Origin of the sequence: Streptococcus parapneumoniae, from assembly GCF_037076355.1 — a bacterium.
GTDB lineage: Bacteria > Bacillota > Bacilli > Lactobacillales > Streptococcaceae > Streptococcus > Streptococcus parapneumoniae.
Window position 1 is genome coordinate 1,635,664 of record NZ_AP026968.1, and the last position, 20,485, is coordinate 1,656,148.

Here is a 20,485-nt window from a genome sequence, read left to right on the forward strand (position 1 = left end):
TAGGAAAGACTTCTTAATCGACATAATCTAGTAAATAAGCATAGCCTTTTTCTTCCATTTGGTCTTTGGGAATAAAGCGGATAGAGAGGCTATTGATACAGTAGCGCAAGCCACCTTTGTCCTGTGGACCGTCCGTAAAGACATGCCCAAGGTGAGAATCTCCTACTCGACTCCGCACCTCCATACGCGTCATATTGTAGGACTTATCTTCCTTGTAGGTGGCAACATCTGGACTGATTGGTTGGGTAAAACTAGGCCAGCCACAACCAGACTCAAACTTATCCTTTGATGAAAAGAGGGGTTCACCAGTTGCTACATCCACATAGATACCAGATTCAAATTTATCCCAGTAGCGGTTTGAGAAAGCTCGTTCTGTTTGATTTTTCTGGGTAACTGCATACTCCTCAGGTGACAGGGTCTTTTTCAATTCATCATCACTTGGTTTTGGGTATTTGCTGGCATCGATGACGGGGTAGGCTGCCTGATTAACATTGATATGGCAGTAGCCATTTGGATTTTTCTTGAGGTAGTCTTGGTGATAATCCTCAGCCACTACGAAATTCTGCAAACTCTCCTTTTCAACTGCTAGAGGTTGGTCGTATTTCTTAGCAACTTCATCAAAGACCTGGTTGATTACCTCCAAATCCTTGTCATCTGTGTAATATACACCGGTACGGTACTGGGTTCCCACATCATTTCCTTGTTTATTTTTGCTGGTTGGACTGATAATGCGGAAATAGTGAAGCAGGATTTCCTTGAGAGAAATTTGATTAGCATCATAGGTAACATGAACAGTCTCCGCATGACCTGTTTGGTTGATCAATTCGTACTTGGTTGTTTCCCCTCTACCGTTTGCATAGCCTGATACGGCATCTGTCACTCCGGGAACGCGGGAGAAGTATTCCTCCACTCCCCAGAAACAACCTCCAGCTAGATAAATTTCGTGCAAGTCTGCGTCTTTACTAATTTCTGTTTTTTTCACTGTTTTTCCTCCTTGGCTGACTGCCGCTTTCTCAATTTGCGAGGCATCTGTCTGCCCTGCATTTCGCATCAATAGAAAATAGAAACCGGTTATGGCTAGGAAAAATACTCCTAGCAACAAGATGATTTTTAGCTTATCATTCATAGAACACCTCCTAGGCTAATTCCTTTAAAGTTTGCAAAATCGCATCTTTTTCCATGAATCCTGGTTGGGTTTTGACCAATTTTCCTTCACCATCTATAAAGGCTTGAGTTGGGTAAGAACGAACACCATAACTTTCCAAGAGCTTACCTGACGGGTCAACTAGGACTGGGAAATTTTTATAATCCAAGCCCTTGTACCAATTCTTAAAGTCCGCTTCAGATTGCTCTCCCTTATGTCCTGGTGACACTACCGTCAAAACTACATAGTCATCGCCAGCTTCTTTAGCAATTTCATCCGTGTCTGGAAGACTAGCCAGACAGATGGAACACCAAGAAGCCCAGAATTTGAGATAGACTTTCTTGCCCTTGTAATCAGATAAGCGGTAGGTCTTGCCATCTACTCCCGTCAGTTCAAAATCTGCAACTTCTTTCCCTTTAGCTGCGCTTGTTTTACTAGCTGTCTGCTCCATCTTCATTTCATCTTTCATTTGGTGTTCACTAGTCATGGACTTGCCTGAACAAGCCGTCAAACAAAGGAGCGAACCTGCTCCAAGAACACATGTTTGCCATTTTTTCATACTGATATTCCTTTCCATTTTATTCAAATAGTTGACTTAAAATTGAAGCATTTCCAAACAGAACCAAGATTCCCATCAGGATAATGAGGAAACCACCCACTTTTTTGAGGGTTCCGAGATAGGGATGGAGTTTTCGAAAATGTTTCAAAATATAACTAGAGGCCAGAGCTAGAAGTAAGAATGGTAGCGCCAAGCCCAGCGTATACACCAACATGAGACCAGCTCCCTGCCAAGCACCTGAACCACCTGAAGCCGCCAAGGCCAAAACAGATCCCAGAACCGGCCCCACACAAGGCGTCCAAGCAAAACTAAAAGTCAACCCCAGTAAAAATGCCTGACTATAGCCGTTGGCGTTTTTTCCCTGTCCTTGCAGTTGTAACCTCTTTTCCTTATAAAGCCCCTTAAAGCGTAGAATCTCCATCTGGTGCAAGCCTAAGAGAATGATAACCGCACCCGTCACATATTGAAACCAAGATGCATAAAGCAAATCGCCTAAAAAACCAGCTCCATAGCCCAACAAAATAAAGATAAAGGAAATTCCTGCTATAAATGCCAGCGTTCGCAATAAACTAGTAACTGAGATTGAAAATTTGCCACTAGAAGCCTGAGCACCATCTTTATCATCTAGTAACACCCCTGCATAGACTGGTAACAAGGGTAAGATACAAGGAGAAAAGAAGGATAGAATCCCTGCCAAAAAGACACTTAGAAAAAAGAAAATATGACCCATAAAGTTCCTCCTATCATTTTATTGATAGGTTTATTATACTCCTTCCATTTTCGAAAAAACAGGGACGATGATAGGGAAAAATAGGAATTTAATCAGATGATTTAGAAATCTTGGACAAAAATTATACAAAAACTGTCAAAGCACAAAAGCGCATAGTATCAAGGCTTTATAGAACCTTGATACTATGCGCTTTTGTAATAGATAAATAGTTAATCTTTTCTAAAGCTCGGATCTTTCAAACTCTGCACACTGGCATTGATAACTGCGCCTAGGATAACAATTTTAGCAATCAAGATAAACCAAAACATCATAACAACAAGAAGAACAGAACCTAAAATTCGGACGTCCACTAAATGATGGACATAGTAATTGAGATAACTAGAGAACAGAGTTAGTAAACCTAAAATCACTAAGAGAACAAAGGCACTGCCTGGTAGGGTATAACTAAGTTTCCTGTTAGATAGATTGGGAAGAAAATAATAAAGCATGACCAAGATAGCAAAGAGGAGGGCGTAAGTCAGAGGACCTGCCAACCCTTGTAAAGCCTGATAGATAATGCCATCTTTTGTCCAATAATGAGCAAGTAAATCCAAAATCATCTGCCCAAATAAGCTCAAAAACAAGGCAAACGCAAAGAGGAGCTGCAAGCCAAAACTGACTAGGAGACTCACCATCTGATGGGAAATAAGTCCACGACTCTTTTCGACGCCATAAGCCTTGTTAAAAGCTTTTTGCAAGAAATTCATAGATTTTGAAAAACTCCATAGCGCCGACAAGACAGAAAAACTCAATAAACCTGTTGAAGGTTGCGTCAAGACTTCTCTGGCTATTTTTTCCACACCTTCATAGAGGCTTGGGGGCAGGACGTCTTTCACAAAGCCCAGAAATTCTCCCACAGGAATCTGAAAATAGGGGAGAATATTGACCACCACCAAAAGAAGTGGAAAAATCGAAATCAACCAATAGTAGGCTACTGCGACACTGGTCAACTCACTATCTGATGCTTGATAATAATGCAAAAAAGCTTTTACTAAAGGCTTGTCTATCAGCTCGTTCCACCCTTTTTTCATGTCACACTCCTTCACTTACAATCTTATACTCAATGAAAATCAAAGAGCAAACTAGGAAGCTAGCCGCAGGTTGCTCAAAGCCCTGCTTTGAGGTTGTAGATGAAACTGACGAAGTCAGCTCAAAACACTGTTTTGAGGTTGTGGATAGAACTGACGAAGTCAGTAACCATACCTACGGTAAGGCGACGCTGACGTGGTTTGAAGAGATTTTCGAAGAGTATTAACTAATTTCTTCTTACCAATTCCACCATATCATAAGGCAGGGTATTGGCAGCTTCCTTCAGAGAATAGTTCTCTAAGTTATTGACATTTTGTCGTAACTTCTTGGCATACTTGGTCGTAATCAATCGTTTTTCTTCGTATTCAAAAATCAACTTGCGCTCCAGATAATAGCCCCTCAGCATTTCATCGATATTGTTGGGCTTAACGCGATTGATAACCCGTTCGACAAAGGCACCACTGCTGATAATAGCTGTTTCACGAAGACGAGACTCCTGCATAAAACTAATCAAAGATCGTCTATAGACTCCCTTCAGGTTTTCCAAACTTTCAATAATCATCTCTGTATTGGCAAGATAGAGCTCTGCAATTTGGTCATAATCAAGAGCACGGAGACGGCTTTGCTCCTTGTCCTTCCAGCTACGGAAAGTCTTTCCGAGAGTAAAAACTTCATGAAGGAGAAAACGTAAAATCCGCAAAGAAACAAGGAAATAATAGGTCAATCGTGACGCAAATTTACGATTGATGCCTCGTTCTATATTTTTCAGATAACGTTGGTAAACTCGGTAAGCACGATTGCTAATGTTTCCCTCTTCATAGGCCTGTTCCAATCCATCACTTTCAATACTAAGAATCAAGAGTTTCAAAGCAGCCCAGTCTTCTTGAGCCCCCTTATTTTCTTGACTCAGGATGAGATTTTCAATACGTCCATGGTAATTGTCAATGGCTGCATAGAGAGGAAGCTTATTTCTGGTATCTTCCAACTCTTTTTCCAACTCTAGCGTTACTTCATTCAAAATGGCGATATGCATGAGATAATCCTTGCTTTCTTCCTCTTCATCAGAAAGATGAGGCAGAACCAAGAGACCTGTTAAAAAGCTGACAAGCGTGACACCTGCGACAAGGAAAAGTAAGATTGGATATTCCTGCTCTAAATTACTCGGTATCAAAAGGATCGTAGCAATCGACACGGTTCCCTTAACACCTGAGAAGGTCAAGAGAAGCATATCCTTCATATACTTATTTAGCTTTTTCTTGAGGCGTCGTGTTCTGTAGGCATAATAGCCATAAATCATGACAAAACGAATGGCAAAGAGGACAAAGGTAAGGGCTATAAGAGATGCCAATAACAGTAAGGGATTATAGATTGGATTGGTTAAGATAGGCTCTGCTATCATTTCCAACTCCATCCCTAAAATCACAAAGACAGAACCGTTGAGCATAAAGTTCACTGTGTGCCAGACCGTCTCGGTCACCGTATCCACTTGGGCTTCGAGGAGCGTGATTTTCTTGAAGCGACTTGCCTTTAAAATCCCCGCAACTACGACGGCAATAATCCCTGAAACATGGACTTCTTCTGCCAGAAAGAAGGTCACCAGAGGCAAACTCAATTCTAATAAAAGTTCGCTGGCAATATCCGTTGCTCTCACACTTAGCAAGAAGCTATGGAGGAAACGGTTGGTCATGGCTGTTAAAAAGCCAATCAAAAAACCGCCTAGAATTGAAAAGATGAGCGAACTACTCGCTTGCCCAAGGGAAAAGGCTCCTGTTGTCCAAGCTGTCAAAGCTACCTGAAAAGCCACCAAACCAGAAGCATCATTCAAGAGTCCTTCACCCTTAAGAATATTGGACACGCGCTTAGGAAAGCTAAAGCGCTCCGAAAGAGAGGCAAAGGCTACCAAATCCGTAGGTCCAAGGGCTGCCCCAACAGCTAAGCAAGCTGCCAAGGGAAGGCTGAACCAAAGAAGGTGGGCCAAGCTACCCAAACTCAGGGTCGAGATAAAAATCACTGGAAATATGAGATAAACAATGATTCGCCAGTGTTTTAAAATAGCCGTAATATCTGCTTCTTCGGACTCTCGGAAAAGCAAGGGCCCGATAACCAGGGCCAAAAACAACTCTGTATTGAGATGAAAATCGGTATTGGGTAAAAAGAGACCAATCACAATTCCCAAAAGAATTTGCACCAAAGGGAGAGGCAAAAAGGGCAGGAGCTTATTGGTTGTACTTGAGACAATCAAGACCAGTAAAAATAGGATGAGGTAAATCAGTAATTCCACGCACGACCTCCTTAATCTTTTTTACAACAGGATTCAAATATCTCCTTCTGCTCTTTAATTTTTTGGTCAATCTTGGAACAGTCTTTGTGCTCAATTTTTCTCTGGCACCGTTCCATTTCAAGAGCAACTAATTTTTTCTTGATTTTAAGCATTTTTTTGCTCATGTGTGCTTGGTCTAACACACCCACTGCTCGTTCGTGGTGGGTTGATTCAACAAAATTCTGGCGCATGGCATCCAGCTTTTCACGTAGGTATTGTTTATCCATGTCTATATCTCTCTAATTTTTCAATCATCACTAAAAATGGCGGGTTGTTGACTTGGTTTAAAGTTCTGTAGATGGCAGCTGTGTACTCTTGTTGGTTCAACTGGCTAACAAAATCCAAGACAGCATCCCTCTCGAGGTCGCCTCCTTCATGACCATAGTAGATCATGATAGCAATCCGTCCACCTTTGACAAGCAAATGGCATAACTTTTCTAATGCTTCAATAGTCGTCTGAGGTTGGGTAATGACTGACTTATCAGCTGATGGTAGATAGCCCAGATTAAAAATCCCTGCCTTGGCTTCTGTTACAAACTGGTCCAGTGTCTCATGGCCTTGCAAGATTAACTGGGCATTTGTCAGGCCAGTCTGATGTAAACGTTCTTGGGTCTTTTCCAAGGCTTGCTCCTGAATATCAAAAGCATAGACTTGCTTGGCTAGCTTGGCCAGAAAAAGCGTGTCATGGCCATTTCCCATAGTCGCATCCACTACGATATCCTCTTTTGTCACTACCTCAGACAAAAAATCATGTGCCATCTCAAGTGGTCTTTTCATTTTCAAACTCCTGTTTTACAGCCTTGCATCCTTGAACGCTTCCACGACGTCGCATCTCCGTCTCAATACTATTAAGGACTTCCCATTTATTGAGGCTCCACATAGGCCCAATCAGCATATCCCTAGGTGCATCTCCCGTGATTCGATGGATGACGATATGCTTGGGAATGATTTCCAGTTGGTCACAGATGACCTTAACATATTCGTCCTGGCTCATCAACTGCAAACGTCCCTCGTGGTAATCTCGTTGCATACGCGTATTGGTCATCAGGTGAAGCAAGTGCAATTTAATCCCTTGAATATCGTTATCCGTGACACAGCGGCGGACATTTTCAATCATCATCTCATGGGTTTCACCAGGCAAGCCGTTGATCAGATGGGAAACAATCTCAATCTTGGGATACTTTCTCAAACGCTTGACCGTTTCCACGTACAACTCATAGGAATGGGCGCGGTTAATCAGGTCAGAGGTTGTTTCATAAGTGGTTTGCAAGCCCAATTCAACCGTCACATGCATGCGTTCCGATAACTCAGCCAAATATTCAATGGTTGCGTCTGGTAAACAGTCTGGGCGCGTTCCGATATTGATTCCTACCACACCTGGCTCGTTGATAGCCTGTTCATAGCGCTCTCGAATAACTTCCACCTTTTCATGGGTGTTGGTAAAATTTTGAAAATAAACCAGATACTTCTGAACATCCGGCCACTTACGATGCATAAAGTCAATTTCCTTATAAAATTGCTCACGGATAGGCGCATCTGGTGCTACAATAGCATCTCCAGAACCAGAAACCGTACAAAAAGTACAGCCTCCATGAGCCACAGTTCCATCACGATTGGGACAATCAAATCCCGCATCAATAGGGACTTTAAAGGTCTTTTCTCCAAATAGTTTTCGATAATAATCATTCAAGGTGTTATAAGATTTCATAACTTTCATTATAACAAAAAACACCCACAATCTCAAAAGCCTGACTTTCCTATAAATTCCTCTGTTTCTCGTTTCCATTAGCCATTTTTTATGATACAATATGGGTATGATTTTAATGAAATTAGCCTCTATTTTATTATTGATACTGACCTTAGTCGTCTGCATTATCATAAGCAAACTTTTTAGATTAAAAAAACTAGGACGAAATTTTGCGGATTTGGCCTTTCCAGTTTTAATATTTGAGTATTACTTGATTACAGCTAAAACCTTTACCCATAATTTTCTCCCTAGACTGGGACTAGCCCTCTCACTTCTAGCCATTATTCTCGTTTTTTTCTTCCTTTTGAAAAAACGTAGCTTTTACTATCCTAAATTCATCAAATTCTTCTGGCGTGCAGGATTCTTATTAACCCTTGTCATGTATATCGAGATGATTGTTGAATTGATGGCTCAGAAATAAAAAACTAAATCGAAAACACCTCAATCAAACTAAAATACAATGATTGAAGTGTTTTTTCTTTATATCTTTTTTAATAATTCTTATACTCAATGAAAATCAAAGAGCAAACTAGGAAGCTAGCCGCAGGCTGCTCAAAGCACTGCTTTGAGGTTGTAGATAGAACTGACGAAGTCAGCTCAAAACACTGTTTTGAGGTTGTGGATAGAACTGACGAAGTCAGTAACCATATATACGGCAAGGCGAAGCTGACGTGGTTTGAAGAGATTTTCGAAGAGTATTATTTTCCTTCTTTATCAGGAAGGAGGTAACCAATACCTACACAGGCCAGCACACCTGCTCCAATCACCAAGCCACTTGAAATTGGCAACAGGTCCAAAATTGCATTTGCGATGATAAAGGCAATAATCAAACACATCAGACTAGCCTTGTAGTCTTTTTTCAAAAGATTCTCTAGAGTGAAAAATAGGAACAAGCCTACCGGAATCAATGACCAAAGGTTAATGTCCAAACTTGGCCAGCCAACAGAACCAAAATACACTACTGTCGCTGCTGCTACTAAAAATACAATCCCCAATAATTTTTTCATTTCTTTATCTCCGATTTCTTTTTTAGGAACTTGAGTTATCTGATAGTGACGCCTCCTGTTCCTTACAAAAATCATTATAACAGAGGTCAGTTTCAAGAACAAGGTCTTTTGCCTATCTGGTCTCTATACCGGTATAAGTGGTTAAATAATGGCGATAAAATAAGGAAGCAGGTGAAAAACTTCCTTCCAAATAAAAAGGAATTAAGCAACCAAACGCTACTTAATTCCTTGAAATTATCTCATCACCTCTATTAGCCTTTAAATTTTGATAGACTCTATTTTCTAATCAATGTGACCAATATTGTCAATACTAACCCTTTCAATCAATTCATTAGTTGTCGAAACTAAGTCTATTAATAAATCCAAAAAGAGTATCAATAGTAAAGTAAACTAAATAATTGAGTTATAAATGGCTATTTTCACAAAACTGTTTCATCATCACACTATCTCAGTACATAAACCATTTTTTCATCTATAGCTTTTGTCTTCATCTTAATCTTTTTTCTTTAATCCAAGAAATGTGCCTACGGTAAACAGTATTCCAGCAACGAATAATGTAAAGACTCCGCTAACTGTTCCGGTTTTTGGTGACTTATTAAGATTGTTAGTAGTTAATTTGCTATCGATATTGGTGTCTTTATTGGCTATGTTCTCTGGTTCATTAGGATAAACTTCAGTCTTATTTTCAAAGTTTTTATCATTTCTACCAGGAACTGTAGCTTTGACATCCTTAGTTAAATCAGATCTTTGACTTTCATCTAATTGACTATAATTTACTTGTACAGGAACTGTAGCTGTGACACCCTCAGTTGAATCAGATTTGTGTGAATGATTTTCTCTTTGGAAATCCTCTTTTCTGTGACTTTCATCTAATTGATTATGATTTACTTGTACAGGAACTGTAGCTTTGACACCTTCAGTTGAATCAGATTTATGGGAATGATTTTCCCTTTGTAAATCCTCTTTTCTGTGACTTTCATCTAATTGATTATGATTTACTTGCACCTTATTTTTCTTTTTGGATACATCAAAAGTAGGTTTATTTTCTTCCTCCTTTTTCTCCTCTATTTTCTTGAATACAGGTTTTATAAAGGTATCTTTTGATAAATTAAGAACATAGCCAGCATCTTTTTTCCCTTCGAAACCAGCAATTTCCCAACCATCAAATTGATAGCCTTTTTCTAATTCACCCTCATAGACAGGTAAAATGAAATCTTCTTCCGACACTATCGTTGAACTCATTTCTTTTCCATTTTGAATGGTCACAGTTACCCTATGAGGTTTTAGTTCTCTTACCTCTCCCGTATCTTTGTTTAAAATGAATTCTTTTACGGTTGTATTTCTTGCGAAATCTTTTACAAGAATCTTAATATTTAGTGTCTTATCTGTTAGTTGTTTAATATCATCAAATGATTTATATTCTTTTCCATTTACATAAATATGTTTGTCTTGAATCTCACCATTGAATCCATTATCTCTTTTATCATTGATGTTAAAGACTACAGATTTTCCATCAGCATATTCGATACTTGTATTTCCCTTGGGATCAATGTTTACTTCTGGTTTAACATTATCATATAAAAATTGATAGTGTACTCCAACCGCTTTCGCATTCAAATTGCTATAGCCAGTTTGAAGATAAACATTTCCATCCATATCTGTTACCTTATCTGGAAATCCGTTTGCTTTATAATCTTTCATCCCCCAGTCCATGATGTCACCGTCTTTAACATTAAGCTTAACGTTAAAATCTCTAGTGTTATCAATGTGTAAATCTCCGTAGATTAAATAATTATCTACAACCGATTCATTAACTCTCAATTCCCAGTTAAAACCACCCTTATCAGAAATCTTACCTCTTAAATAAAATTCTGGATTTCGTACATAAATTTTATTAGATTTAGATGGATTAAAGTAGTTCTTATCCATTGAAAGGTTTACTGGTTTGGTATCAATAAATAACATGGAGCCATCTTCTTTTATAGCTTCTACATTAGAATATTCCTCCCCATGATACTCTTTATTATCTTTACCAAATAATACAAGTTTAGAGGAATCTGTCACAAGATTTCCATCTTTATCGATTGCCTCCCCTTTATCATTCATGTTAAAGGTAAACACTTGATATCTTACAATGTTAAAGCCATCCAAAGCCGACATTAATACTGATTGAGTGCTTCTTCCATCTTTAACATTTCTACTATCAGCATAAATTATTTTTTCTGAAAGGACTCTTAGATTAGGATTGGCCTTTTGTATTTTTGCTATATCTTCATTGCTATAGACTCCATTTCCTTCTAACATATCCGTTTTTCCAGGATTATAGGTAGTCACTTTTAGTGCATAGCCTTTTCTCAGAATGATATTATCCTTTAATAGATATTGTTGTTTTTCTGAATCAGAATAGATTTTACCAGATTCCATTTCAGTTAAATTGTTTGGTTTGTTTTTTGAAAGATCACCTTCTCCTAATTCTATTACATTCCCATAACTTGATGCATAGGGATATTCTGTTTTAGTTTCCCTATTTTTTTCAGGCATTCTAATTTTAGTTTTAGCTTTTGTTTTACCCTTATCTTTTACAAGGATATTCATATCACCCGTAAAGGATAGACCATCGACTACATCATTTGTATTTGCAAATAAGTCAAAGGTTAGAGTTTTAGTTTGTGGGTCGTATTTACTTGCCTTAATTTCTATTAATTTGAAGCCATTGCCATAGTAAGCCTTAGCATTTTTGGATACATTACTTACTTTTCCAAGAATTTCAAAATGTCCATCCTTTGATGGGCTTAATACACCACCAAGCTTTGATTTAACATCATCAAGTTTCTCAGTCTCATATTCTAGAGCACTTCCATCCACATAGGCAGTTATATTTCCCTTAGTATCATATTGATAATCAAGCTCTACTTTTCTTTTTCCGCCATTTACAAAGTCTTCTTCTTCCTTATATTTCTTTTTAATTAGTTTCTTTAGGTCTTTATTTTCAAAGTTTCTTACAGTAGAGATTTCTTTGTCTAACTCTAGAGTTGAAGGTCCCTCTATAGGTTTTTCTTCAACAGTCTCTTTCTTTTCTTCTACGTTATTTGAGGCTTCTGGACTTTGGGCATTTTTAAGTTTATCTTCAGAAATTTCCCCTAGTTTTTTGTAAGAAGAAGCATCTTTGTCAGGATCTACTAGGTAATAAGAAATCATTCCATTTTTGTCAGCCTTATCAGCAAATTTAATTCTATGGATTTTGGTAAAGTTGCTTGCGCCATCTAGGGCGATTACTTCGATGATTTTTCCTCTTAAATTTCCTGCTCCGCTAATTTCGTAGATGGTATTTCCGTCTTTGTCAAGTTTTCTATTTCTTCCTTCACCCTCTCCGGCGTAAGTTACATCAAGATTTTTCTCAACATCTCCATACTTATCGACAAGAGCTGCACCTGCATACCATACTTCGTTGGCTACTTCTTCAAATTTCTCAGGATGTTCTTTTTGGTCTCTAGCAAACAAGGTTTCGTGTTTGTACTCATCCTTTACCTTGTGGTAGGTATCTTTTGCAATCAATTTAATTTTATCTGGATTAGAAAAATCAATTGAAATAATTCTTGGAGCTGTATTATCAATTTTTACTGGTATATAAGAAACCTGCCATGGATAATCCTTGGTTAATCTATATTTGAATTTATAGAAATATTGACCTTCCGCAATCGGTTCAAATTGACCTCTTATCCTAGTAGCAGGATCTTGATTATCCTTACTTTCTGGTGCATTTTCTTCTCTACCTCTAGGATTATAGATGAGCCCATCCCACTTCAAGTCACCCCAAACTTTTAGTTTAGATGATTTGATTCCCTTTGCATCATTGCTTTTAGAATTTAAAATTCCTCTAATAAAGTGTTCTCTCGAAATGACTTTTAAGTCTCTTTGATTTTCTCCCTCTTTATTTATATTTACTATTGAAATCAATCCTTCTTCTGCACTTCTTAATACAAGTGGAGAAGGTGTTAATCCTCTTTCTAGTGAAACACTTTGTGGTTCTCCCTTTGAGTCAAGTGGATATACCCTAGCAACATTAGATCCACTAGTGGATTCTGCATGAATACCTTGGTTGTTAAAGGCAAATAAGTCTGGGTCTTGGTCTAGTGATGTAATATTTTTATCTTTTCTGTTTTGAATAATAGCTGCTGGATTAAATTTATCTATACCATGTTCTCCACCAATACCCTTGTTCAAGGTTCCAGGAATTTTCGGTTTACCATCATCATCATAACCTTCCATTGTTTTTGATTTTGATCCTTCTTCCCAAGCCCATTTATCAAGGATTGGTTCGTGGTTCCAATTCCCAGCAAATCCCATTAGAGGCATCGACAAAGAAGGTTGGAAGTTTATTTTCTTCCCGTTAGAGTTTAGAGCTTCCATTTCTTCCACTGACTCAAAATGAATAAATGATTCTACAAATTTATTTTTGTCTTTAGCCTCTCCAACATTTATAACCGCATTCAAATCAAAGCTAGAATTTGCGCCTATAGTGAAAGTATCATGCTCAAATGTGATATTTGCTCCTTTGATTTTTTCTGGATGGATTTCTGGAACAATTTGCTTCCCATCTGGAGATTTTTCATCTTTATATGTTTCATCCAGTTTTAATCTGTCAGTTAGAGAATCTGTAGTTATCGCTGATGCTGAAACTTTAAAGGTTAAAGGTCTGTCTGATGTATTGTGAAGCTTAACTGTAAAATATTTTTCTTCTCCTTTTATTTCTTTAAGAGAAATAGAACCATAAGAGTTTACCAAACCTTTAGAATCCTTGTTTTTGAAAGTCGCTACAACTTCATTTCTCAAAGCATTGGCAACATTAATTAGCCCCGCTCCCTGTTGTCTAGGTGATGCAAAGTATTGGCTTTTTTCTTTCCAAGACGTTGCGTCCATCATAGGTCGCGCAGTATTTTGTAAAGCAATTTTTGTAAGACTTGTAAGGTCTATTTTGTCATCTCCCTCAAGATTTTTCAATACAGGTCTTTCAAGCATTTCCTTTAACTTCGGTCTAATCAAAACAGTAGAAGCTGCTACGATTGGAGTTGCCATACTAGTTCCTGACATATAGCCATAAGTTGATTTCCCATTAATGACATTGAGAGTAGATTTAATGTTTTTACCAGGTGCTGAAACATCGGGTTTTAAAAGTAAATCTACTCTTGGCCCCCAAGATGTGGATCCTGCTGGAACGATGATATCTTCTTTATAGAGTTCTTTGTCTGTGTCAGGTGCAAACTTAAAGTCAATCTCTTTTTCGTCACCTACATTCGGTTTGTTGGAATTAAAACTTTCCATATCAATTGGATAGTATTGCTCCAACTTATCTTTAAAATCTTCTTTATTATTTCTTTTGACTTCAGTTTTTTTATCAGGATTAATCATGTTCCATAGCTTTACACCATCATCTCCTGAAATTGAAAACACTTGACTTTTAGTAGCTTCATCCGCTTCATATCCCATAGCTGGAAGCTCTGTCCAATTATCTCTATTGTAGTAATTGACAGTATTTACAACCATAATGGCGCGTGCACCCTTATTCGTTGCTCTTTTAAAAGCATCTTTTAAATCCTTTGTATAAATTCTATCCATTACTGCAATTTTGCCCTTAAGATTCAAACCTATCAACTCTTGGTCTTGGCCCTTGCCTATATATACAAATTTCAATTTATCAGGAGCTTTTGAACCATCTTCATTTGTTGTGATTTTATTCTTATCGAAAAAGGCTCCTATATTTCTGTATTTAAAACTTTTTCCTCCAATCTTAACTTTATCAAATTCAACTGTTTGATTTTTAGCAGATGCAACCGCTATCGCATCTTCATGTGCTGCTGTTCGCGTTACATTTCCAGTGTCGGTCATTTTCAGATGATTATTTGCCACTAAATCCCAAGAAGAACTTGAAGCAGAAGTCGCATAGTTACCCGTAGCGACAACCATTGGAATGCCTGCTTTTCTTAATGCTCTAATAGCTTGCCAATATTTCTCACCTACAAGACCTGTTCCTGTAAAACCAGATGATACAGAAACAACATCAACGTTGTGTTTGATGGAATCTTCAATAGCATGAAACATTGTTTCATCCCCTGCGAACCCAGATCCTGCGTCAGAGTACATTTTATAAGAGAAGATCTGTGCATTAGGAGCAATTCCATCTATTCCATTAAAGTTCTTGATGTCTTTTTCAGTATCATTTCCCGCAAGAATCCCTGCAATATGCATTCCATGTGGATCAAAATAATCACTTCCATCATCAGCTTTTTCTACAGTTATTTTACCACCATTATAATAATTGAAAGCATGAGGAATCTTATCACTCAACCAGAAATTTTTATCAGTACCTTTTAAGTCTTCTTTTTTAAATCTCATTGAGTCTTTGGCATCATCATCAATCCTCATGGCCTTATGCCTATAATCTGTCCCGGTATCGATATTTGAAATGACCATACCTCTACCATCAAAGTTTTTCCCAAATTGAGCATTAATGGCCTTTAGGTAATCGATAGCCTCCTCAACTCCAATTTCCTTTCGGGCATGATTCATCATGGGTTGGAGTTTTTGTGACCGTTCAACCGATGAAATACCTTCTATTAGTTTAATTTTATCCAGATTATCTGGAGTTGTTTCTATTGAAACACCATTAAAAATCGTATTATAGGTATATAAAACGTTTGTATCCTTAAGATTGGATAATTCCTTGATTGCTTTTTCTCCAGATTCTTTATCTTTAAATTCAGCAATATAGACAAGTTTATCCTCTTTTTTGGGACTTTCTGGGTCTTTACTTGCAGACGAGTCCGCTTTATCTTCTTTGGATTGATTGGAATCTTCTTTGATTTTTTCTTCTTCATTGCTAGTTTTGTTATCTATCACAGATTCTTTACTAACAACTTCTTTTTCCTCAATAATTGTTGTTTTCTTTTCTTCAGTATCCTTTGAAGTTTCTATAGCATTATGAATATCTTCATGTTTCTCTTTATTTTCTGTTTCCTTATCTACTACTACTTCTTCTTTATCAGATATATTTAAAGCATCTTCAGAGTTAGATGTGTCTGCTAAGACTACCTCATTAGGGGCATAGGCTGCTAAAATAACTGCAGCTGTGGTTAATGACAATACTGTACTTTTTTTCATTTTAATCCCTTACATATTTATTTAACTTCCAATAGATAGAAAACTTTAACTTTGCTAGCCTTTGTTATAAAAAGTTTTACTAAGTATTATCTAGGAAATAGAGTAGTACATTTATATATAATTGTTAGCTCTCCATAAAAATAGTATATCATTTAAAAAATTTAAGTCAAGAAAAATTAACATGCGTTAATTTATTTTTTAACACGCATTAAAAATATAGAGTCCAAAACTTTCGTAGTTATCTGGGGTATATTATCAGAACATTCACACCATCAAAAATAGTAGCAATCAACTTAAAGCACTAGCAGCATCACAAAGTCAAACATCATTGATGAAATATCAGCGCTATTAAACAATATAAATAACCGCTAAGAACGAGGCTTAACGGTTATTCCTACATATCTATTTTTTCAAATCCTCAGTCCTATCTTCACCTGTGACCTAGGCTTTACGAGTGTCTTGCTCTAGCAACTAATACTCAATGAAAATTAAAAAGCAAACTAGGAAACTAGCCACAGGCTGCTCAAAACACTGTTTTGAGGTTGTAGATAAGACTGACGAAGTCAGCTCAAAGCACTGCTTTGAGGTTGTGGATAGAACTGACGAAGTCAGCTCAAAGCACTGCTTTGAGGTTGTGGATAGAACTGACGAAGTCAGTAACATATATACGGCAAGGTGAAGCTGACGTTGTTTGAAGAGATTTTCGAAGAGTATGAATACTCACGTCCCTTACAAAAATCATTATAGCAGAGGTTAGTTTCAAGAACAAGCTCTTTTGTCTATCTGGTCTTTATCTCGGTCTAAATGGTTCAAATAATTAAGAAAAAAGAAACCCAGTAGAATGAGCTTCTTCACTTTGCCGATTGCAGGGATCGAACCTGTGACCTAGGCTTTACGAGTGCCTTGCTCTACCAACTGAGCTAAATCGGCTATTACACTTACAGTATAGCACTCTGAGAATAGATGTCAAGGAATTTTCATCTCTATTAGAAAAAGCCTGTCCTAAGACAAGGCTTTGAGTTTCTTCATCTTAGGACCCAGCACTTTCATAAGAATCCAAGCCCCTGTCCCAGAGTTTAAGGGAAATGACAAAGAAAGCGAGGGAAATCAACATCAAACCTCCGATGTTAAAGATTACATCCTTGTCCTGCAAGAAATAGCTGGCAGGATAGTAGGCCGTAAAGGCAAAAGGTACAATAAAACTGATTAACCACCGAAGAAGAGAATTGTAAATAGAAATGGGATACTTGGCAAAATCATTGAACATATAGAAGATGTAAATCATGGCGCCTGACTGTTTGGTCCAAAAAGCGATACTAGCTGTCGCGATTTTAAGAGAAGTATAAATCAAAGTCGCAAAAGGAATGCAGACTAGGAAAATCAGGAATTTTGGAAGAGTCCAATCAATGCTAGTCACTGTTGTTCCCAGTAGGATACCACCGACCAAAAGTTCGCCCAAGGCATCAATCTGAAAGGTCTCAACTAAAATATGGAAGAGAGGATTGATAGGACGAGTCAGATACTTGTCAAACTCTCCTTTTCGCACCAAGCGCTGTCCCAGTGCCCATAGATTGTCAAAAAAGAGATGGTCCAGTCCCTTTGGAATCAAGGAAAAACCATAGATAAAGGCAATTTCTTGAAAGGTCCAACCTTCTAGGGATGGGATGTGTTGAAAGATGACATTGAGAAACAAGAGATTCAAGCCTTGAGTCAAGAAAACTCCCAGCACACCAACCACAAAATCCACCTTGTATTCCATAATTTGTTTGATGTATTGTCTGATAAAAATCAGATGCATGCGTTGATATTTTTTCATACTAACCTCCCTGAATGGTAATGAATGACTGGACTCGTTTCCAAATCAACTGAGACAAGCCCACCATCACTAAGAGCCAGAAGAACTGCAAAAGGAGTGCCTGAAGCATCTGATTAGCATCGTATTTCCCAACAATGATCATGACCGGAGTGTAGATCAAAGATGAGAAAGGCAAGAAGGACAGAATATCTGCAACAACCTTTGGAAAGAAAGCCAAGGGAATCAAACTTCCAGACATAAAAGCCACTATGGAAGTCTTAAGTAGATTGGAACCCCATAGATTTTTAAACACAAAGGCAGAAAATCCAAAGCAGATATTAAAGAAAAAGTTGATTAGGTAAGCTAGCGTTAAGCTAAAGAGATAAAGGACAGTTAAACCCAACACCTCTACAATGCCTTGACCAGATATGATTTTCATTAAAACAATGACACTTAAAAATGGAAGGCCAACGCTGATAAAAATCAACCACTTGGATCCAAGCTCGGTGAAAAGGTAAGAGGCCGCAAAATGCACTGGTCTCAACAATCGCATGATAATGGAACCATCCTTGACCTCCTCCCCGATCATAAAGGACGAATCTGACCTAGTCAGAAGATTTGTCACAAAACTCATGATGATGTAGAGGGTGATATCTGCCATACTAAAGCCCTGAATCAAAGACTCCTGGGAGGAATCAAAGACTGCCTTCCAGAGATAAAAGGCCACAAAAGCCCCCATGACATCCCCAATCCGATAAAGAATAAAGTTGACTCGATAGGTGATCAATTCCTGAACACCTGCATTGATAAAGGGTTTATAACGTCTCCACAATTTGACCATCTTAGAGCTCCTTTCGGTAGAAGCGACGGATAATGTCCTCGATATCCGTATCCACCATCTTCAAATCGCGGATTTCAAAATCAGACAGGGTTTGCTTAATAATATCAGCTGATTGGTAGCGAGAACTATCGAATTCAATGTTGAGGCTATTCCCCTGTCTATCAATAATCATATCAGGCAGGCCTTCATAGTGAGAGACGAGATGACTTTGACCTGGTAGCAGTTCAAAGGAGAGCGTCTTCATCTTGCCAAAGGTTTCCTTGAGCTGGCTAACCGTCCCATCAAAAATCTCTTGGCCCTTATCAATCATGAAAATCCGATCACAGAGTTGCTCAATGTCGCTCAGGTCGTGAGTGGTCAAGAGAATGGTGGTTTCTTCCTCCTGATTGATCTGAGTAATAGCCCGACGAATGTTATCCTTGACCGAAACGTCCAAACCAATGGTCGGCTCATCTAAAAAGAGTACCTTGGGATTGTGAAGCAAGGAAGCTGCGATGTCTGCACGCATCCGTTGACCCAGTGAAAGAGTCCGCACGGGATCCTTGATAAAGTCCTTCAAATCCAAGACTTCATTCAAAAAGTCCATGCGCTTATGAAAGAGCGAGTCTGGCACATCATAAATCTCTTTTAAGACCGTGTAGGTCTCTTGCAGAGCCAAATCCCACCATAGCTGGGTGCGTTGTCCAAAGACTACACCAATATCCTTGACATAATCTTGGCGATTATCCTGGGGAATCTTGCCGTTAATCCGACAAAAACCAGATGTCGGTTTCAAAATCCCAGTCAGCATTTTAATGGTTGTCGACTTCCCAGCACCATTTGCCCCGATGAATCCTAAAATCTGCCCCTTGGGAACCTCAAAGGTCAAATCCTTGACCGCTTCAAAGGTCTGCTTTTCAGGATGAATAAAGGAGCGCAAAGCCCCCTTCAAGCCCGGTTCCTTAACAGTCTTCACAAAATTTTTCTGAAGATGTTCCACTTCTATCATTGCCATATCTATCTCCCTATGGTAAGGAATTGCAACATTGTCTTTTGACTACAAATATTCTAAATCCTTACTTTCTACACCTTCTACATTTTATTACTACAGAAGGCTTTATACCAACCTATTATAATCTAATAAAAAATAGAATGCAAGCGTTTGCCTAAAATTTGTGAAATTGAAAATTTTTCTCTTAAAATAATACTTTTAATCAAAAATTCTGTTTGATAGTTTAAATTACCAACCTACCACCCTTCCTACTAAAACAGCCCTTGACTTTCTCGATCTTTTTTTGTAATGTATATGTAATACAATATCATTACAAGGAGAAATGCCATGTCAAGACTTACACGAGACCGAGTTTATAACTTCCGCGTCAATACTCAACTATTTGAAGAAGCAAAAACCATCCTAGAAAGCCAAAACATCAGCCTTTCAGATGCCCTCAACCTCTTTGTAGAACAAATCGTCCTTGAAAAAGGTCTCCCAATTAAAACAGCCGACCAACTCAAAGCAGAAATCTTCCTAGGCGAACTCAAGGCAGAACTAGATAAAGGCTACCAAGACATCATCAAGGGGCGTCTCTACGACGCAGACGAGGTCTTTTCAAAGTATGGACTATAAAGTACGCTTCACAGAACAAGCTAGACAAGACTTGGACGATATTTTCATCTACTACTCCACAGAGTTCAGTGAAAACATAGCCAAGAAAGTCATCACTCGTCTCCAACAAATTACCAATCTACTCACCTTCTCACCAGAGGGCGGTATTAACTTTGACCATAAAATCGGATACTCCCTCTATCCAGAAAATATGCTCAGAATGATTGTCTCTAAACAATACCTACTCTTTTACCTCATTCATGAAAAAGAAGTCCATATCCTGAAAATTATCAATTCACGCACCGACTACCTAAACCAACTCGACCACCTCTTTCAACATATCCAAGACTGAGAAGTAAGCTCTCAGTCTTTTTATCTACTACAAATCGATTGCATATGAAAAAGCATAAACAAGGATTTTTTAAAACTCCCAATCCTCTAACATATCGAGGAGCTCCCCAACGTTCTACTCATGCACAAGCTCACGTTTGTAGAGAACAGTAATCAAAGCATGGAAACCATTCTCTTTTT

17 protein-coding genes and 1 tRNA gene are annotated in these 20,485 nt (G+C 38.2%); 4 read left to right on the top strand and 14 right to left on the bottom strand.

Annotation, left to right across the window (positions count from 1 at the left end; translation table 11 throughout):
* Positions 1-13: 13 nt before the first annotated feature.
* From msrB to SP4011_RS08470, 4 genes are all read right to left on the bottom strand, one after another.
* Positions 14-1,126 carry a peptide-methionine (R)-S-oxide reductase MsrB gene (gene msrB / locus SP4011_RS08455; RefSeq protein WP_173282917.1) on the bottom strand — a complete coding sequence of 371 codons (1,113 nt, stop codon included), beginning with the start codon at positions 1,124-1,126 and terminating at the stop codon, positions 14-16.
* A 10-nt stretch (positions 1,127-1,136) separates the two neighbouring features.
* On the bottom strand, positions 1,137-1,703 hold the full coding sequence (locus tag SP4011_RS08460; protein ID WP_173282916.1) for a TlpA family protein disulfide reductase: 567 nt from the start codon (positions 1,701-1,703) through the stop codon (positions 1,137-1,139).
* Positions 1,704-1,722: 19 nt separating this feature from the next.
* Positions 1,723-2,433, bottom strand: coding sequence for a thiol-disulfide oxidoreductase-associated membrane protein CcdA2 (gene ccdA2, locus SP4011_RS08465; protein ID WP_173282915.1), 711 nt, complete (start codon positions 2,431-2,433; stop codon positions 1,723-1,725).
* Between the two features lie 209 nt (positions 2,434-2,642).
* Positions 2,643-3,503: a YhjD/YihY/BrkB family envelope integrity protein gene (locus SP4011_RS08470; RefSeq protein ID WP_173283314.1), complete on the bottom strand. Its 861-nt coding sequence runs from the start codon at positions 3,501-3,503 to the stop codon at positions 2,643-2,645.
* Positions 3,504-3,535: 32 nt separating this feature from the next.
* Between SP4011_RS08470 and SP4011_RS08475 the strand changes: the two genes are divergently transcribed.
* Positions 3,536-3,727 carry a hypothetical protein gene (locus SP4011_RS08475; RefSeq protein WP_338618781.1) on the top strand — a complete coding sequence of 64 codons (192 nt, stop codon included), beginning with the start codon at positions 3,536-3,538 and terminating at the stop codon, positions 3,725-3,727.
* Here SP4011_RS08475 and SP4011_RS08480 read toward each other — a convergent pair whose 3' ends face one another.
* Genes SP4011_RS08480 through SP4011_RS08495 form a run of 4 tightly spaced genes read right to left on the bottom strand, consistent with a single transcriptional unit; the run spans position 3,728 to position 7,538 of the window.
* Complete coding sequence (locus SP4011_RS08480; protein ID WP_338618782.1) at positions 3,728-5,782, bottom strand: sodium:proton antiporter; 2,055 nt, start codon at positions 5,780-5,782, stop codon at positions 3,728-3,730.
* An 11-nt stretch (positions 5,783-5,793) separates the two neighbouring features.
* On the bottom strand, positions 5,794-6,048 hold the full coding sequence (locus SP4011_RS08485) for a hypothetical protein (RefSeq protein ID WP_000361085.1): 255 nt from the start codon (positions 6,046-6,048) through the stop codon (positions 5,794-5,796).
* On the bottom strand, positions 6,041-6,598 hold the full coding sequence (locus tag SP4011_RS08490) for a class I SAM-dependent methyltransferase (protein ID WP_173283307.1): 558 nt from the start codon (positions 6,596-6,598) through the stop codon (positions 6,041-6,043). Before SP4011_RS08490 ends, SP4011_RS08485 begins: the two co-directional genes overlap by 8 nt.
* Positions 6,582-7,538, bottom strand: a complete 957-nt coding sequence (locus SP4011_RS08495) for a TIGR01212 family radical SAM protein (RefSeq protein WP_175880163.1) — start codon at positions 7,536-7,538, stop codon at positions 6,582-6,584. The genes SP4011_RS08490 and SP4011_RS08495 overlap by 17 nt, the downstream gene beginning before the upstream one ends.
* A 91-nt stretch (positions 7,539-7,629) precedes the next feature.
* Between SP4011_RS08495 and SP4011_RS08500 the strand changes: the two genes are divergently transcribed.
* On the top strand, positions 7,630-7,989 hold the full coding sequence (locus SP4011_RS08500) for a DUF3397 family protein (protein ID WP_173283308.1): 360 nt from the start codon (positions 7,630-7,632) through the stop codon (positions 7,987-7,989).
* 277 nt (positions 7,990-8,266) lie between these two features.
* Here SP4011_RS08500 and SP4011_RS08505 read toward each other — a convergent pair whose 3' ends face one another.
* The 6 genes from SP4011_RS08505 to SP4011_RS08530 all read right to left on the bottom strand — a co-directional run bounded on the left by SP4011_RS08505 (position 8,267) and on the right by SP4011_RS08530 (position 19,363).
* The gene (locus SP4011_RS08505; RefSeq protein ID WP_173283043.1) at positions 8,267-8,575 is read right to left on the bottom strand and encodes a hypothetical protein; all 309 of its coding nucleotides are present in this window, start codon (positions 8,573-8,575) and stop codon (positions 8,267-8,269) included.
* 492 nt (positions 8,576-9,067) lie between these two features.
* Positions 9,068-15,733, bottom strand: coding sequence for a S8 family serine peptidase (locus SP4011_RS08510; RefSeq protein WP_173283041.1), 6,666 nt, complete (start codon positions 15,731-15,733; stop codon positions 9,068-9,070).
* An 857-nt stretch (positions 15,734-16,590) separates the two neighbouring features.
* A tRNA-Thr gene (locus tag SP4011_RS08515) sits at positions 16,591-16,663 on the bottom strand.
* Between the two features lie 100 nt (positions 16,664-16,763).
* The gene (locus tag SP4011_RS08520) at positions 16,764-17,549 is read right to left on the bottom strand and encodes an ABC-2 family transporter protein (protein ID WP_173283347.1); all 786 of its coding nucleotides are present in this window, start codon (positions 17,547-17,549) and stop codon (positions 16,764-16,766) included.
* Position 17,550: 1 nt separating this feature from the next.
* Positions 17,551-18,369 (bottom strand): ABC transporter permease, encoded by an 819-nt coding sequence (locus SP4011_RS08525; protein WP_173283037.1) that lies wholly within the window; start codon positions 18,367-18,369, stop codon positions 17,551-17,553.
* A gap of 1 nt (position 18,370) precedes the next feature.
* Positions 18,371-19,363: an ABC transporter ATP-binding protein gene (locus tag SP4011_RS08530; protein WP_001240794.1), complete on the bottom strand. Its 993-nt coding sequence runs from the start codon at positions 19,361-19,363 to the stop codon at positions 18,371-18,373.
* A 324-nt stretch (positions 19,364-19,687) separates the two neighbouring features.
* Here SP4011_RS08530 and SP4011_RS08535 point away from each other — a divergent pair, with 324 nt between their 5' ends.
* Both SP4011_RS08535 and SP4011_RS08540 read left to right on the top strand, forming a co-directional pair.
* The gene (locus SP4011_RS08535; protein WP_173275736.1) at positions 19,688-19,975 is read left to right on the top strand and encodes a type II toxin-antitoxin system RelB/DinJ family antitoxin; all 288 of its coding nucleotides are present in this window, start codon (positions 19,688-19,690) and stop codon (positions 19,973-19,975) included.
* The gene (locus SP4011_RS08540) at positions 19,965-20,306 is read left to right on the top strand and encodes a type II toxin-antitoxin system RelE/ParE family toxin (RefSeq protein WP_173275741.1); all 342 of its coding nucleotides are present in this window, start codon (positions 19,965-19,967) and stop codon (positions 20,304-20,306) included. The genes SP4011_RS08535 and SP4011_RS08540 overlap by 11 nt, the downstream gene beginning before the upstream one ends.
* The last annotated feature ends 179 nt before the right edge of the window (positions 20,307-20,485 follow it).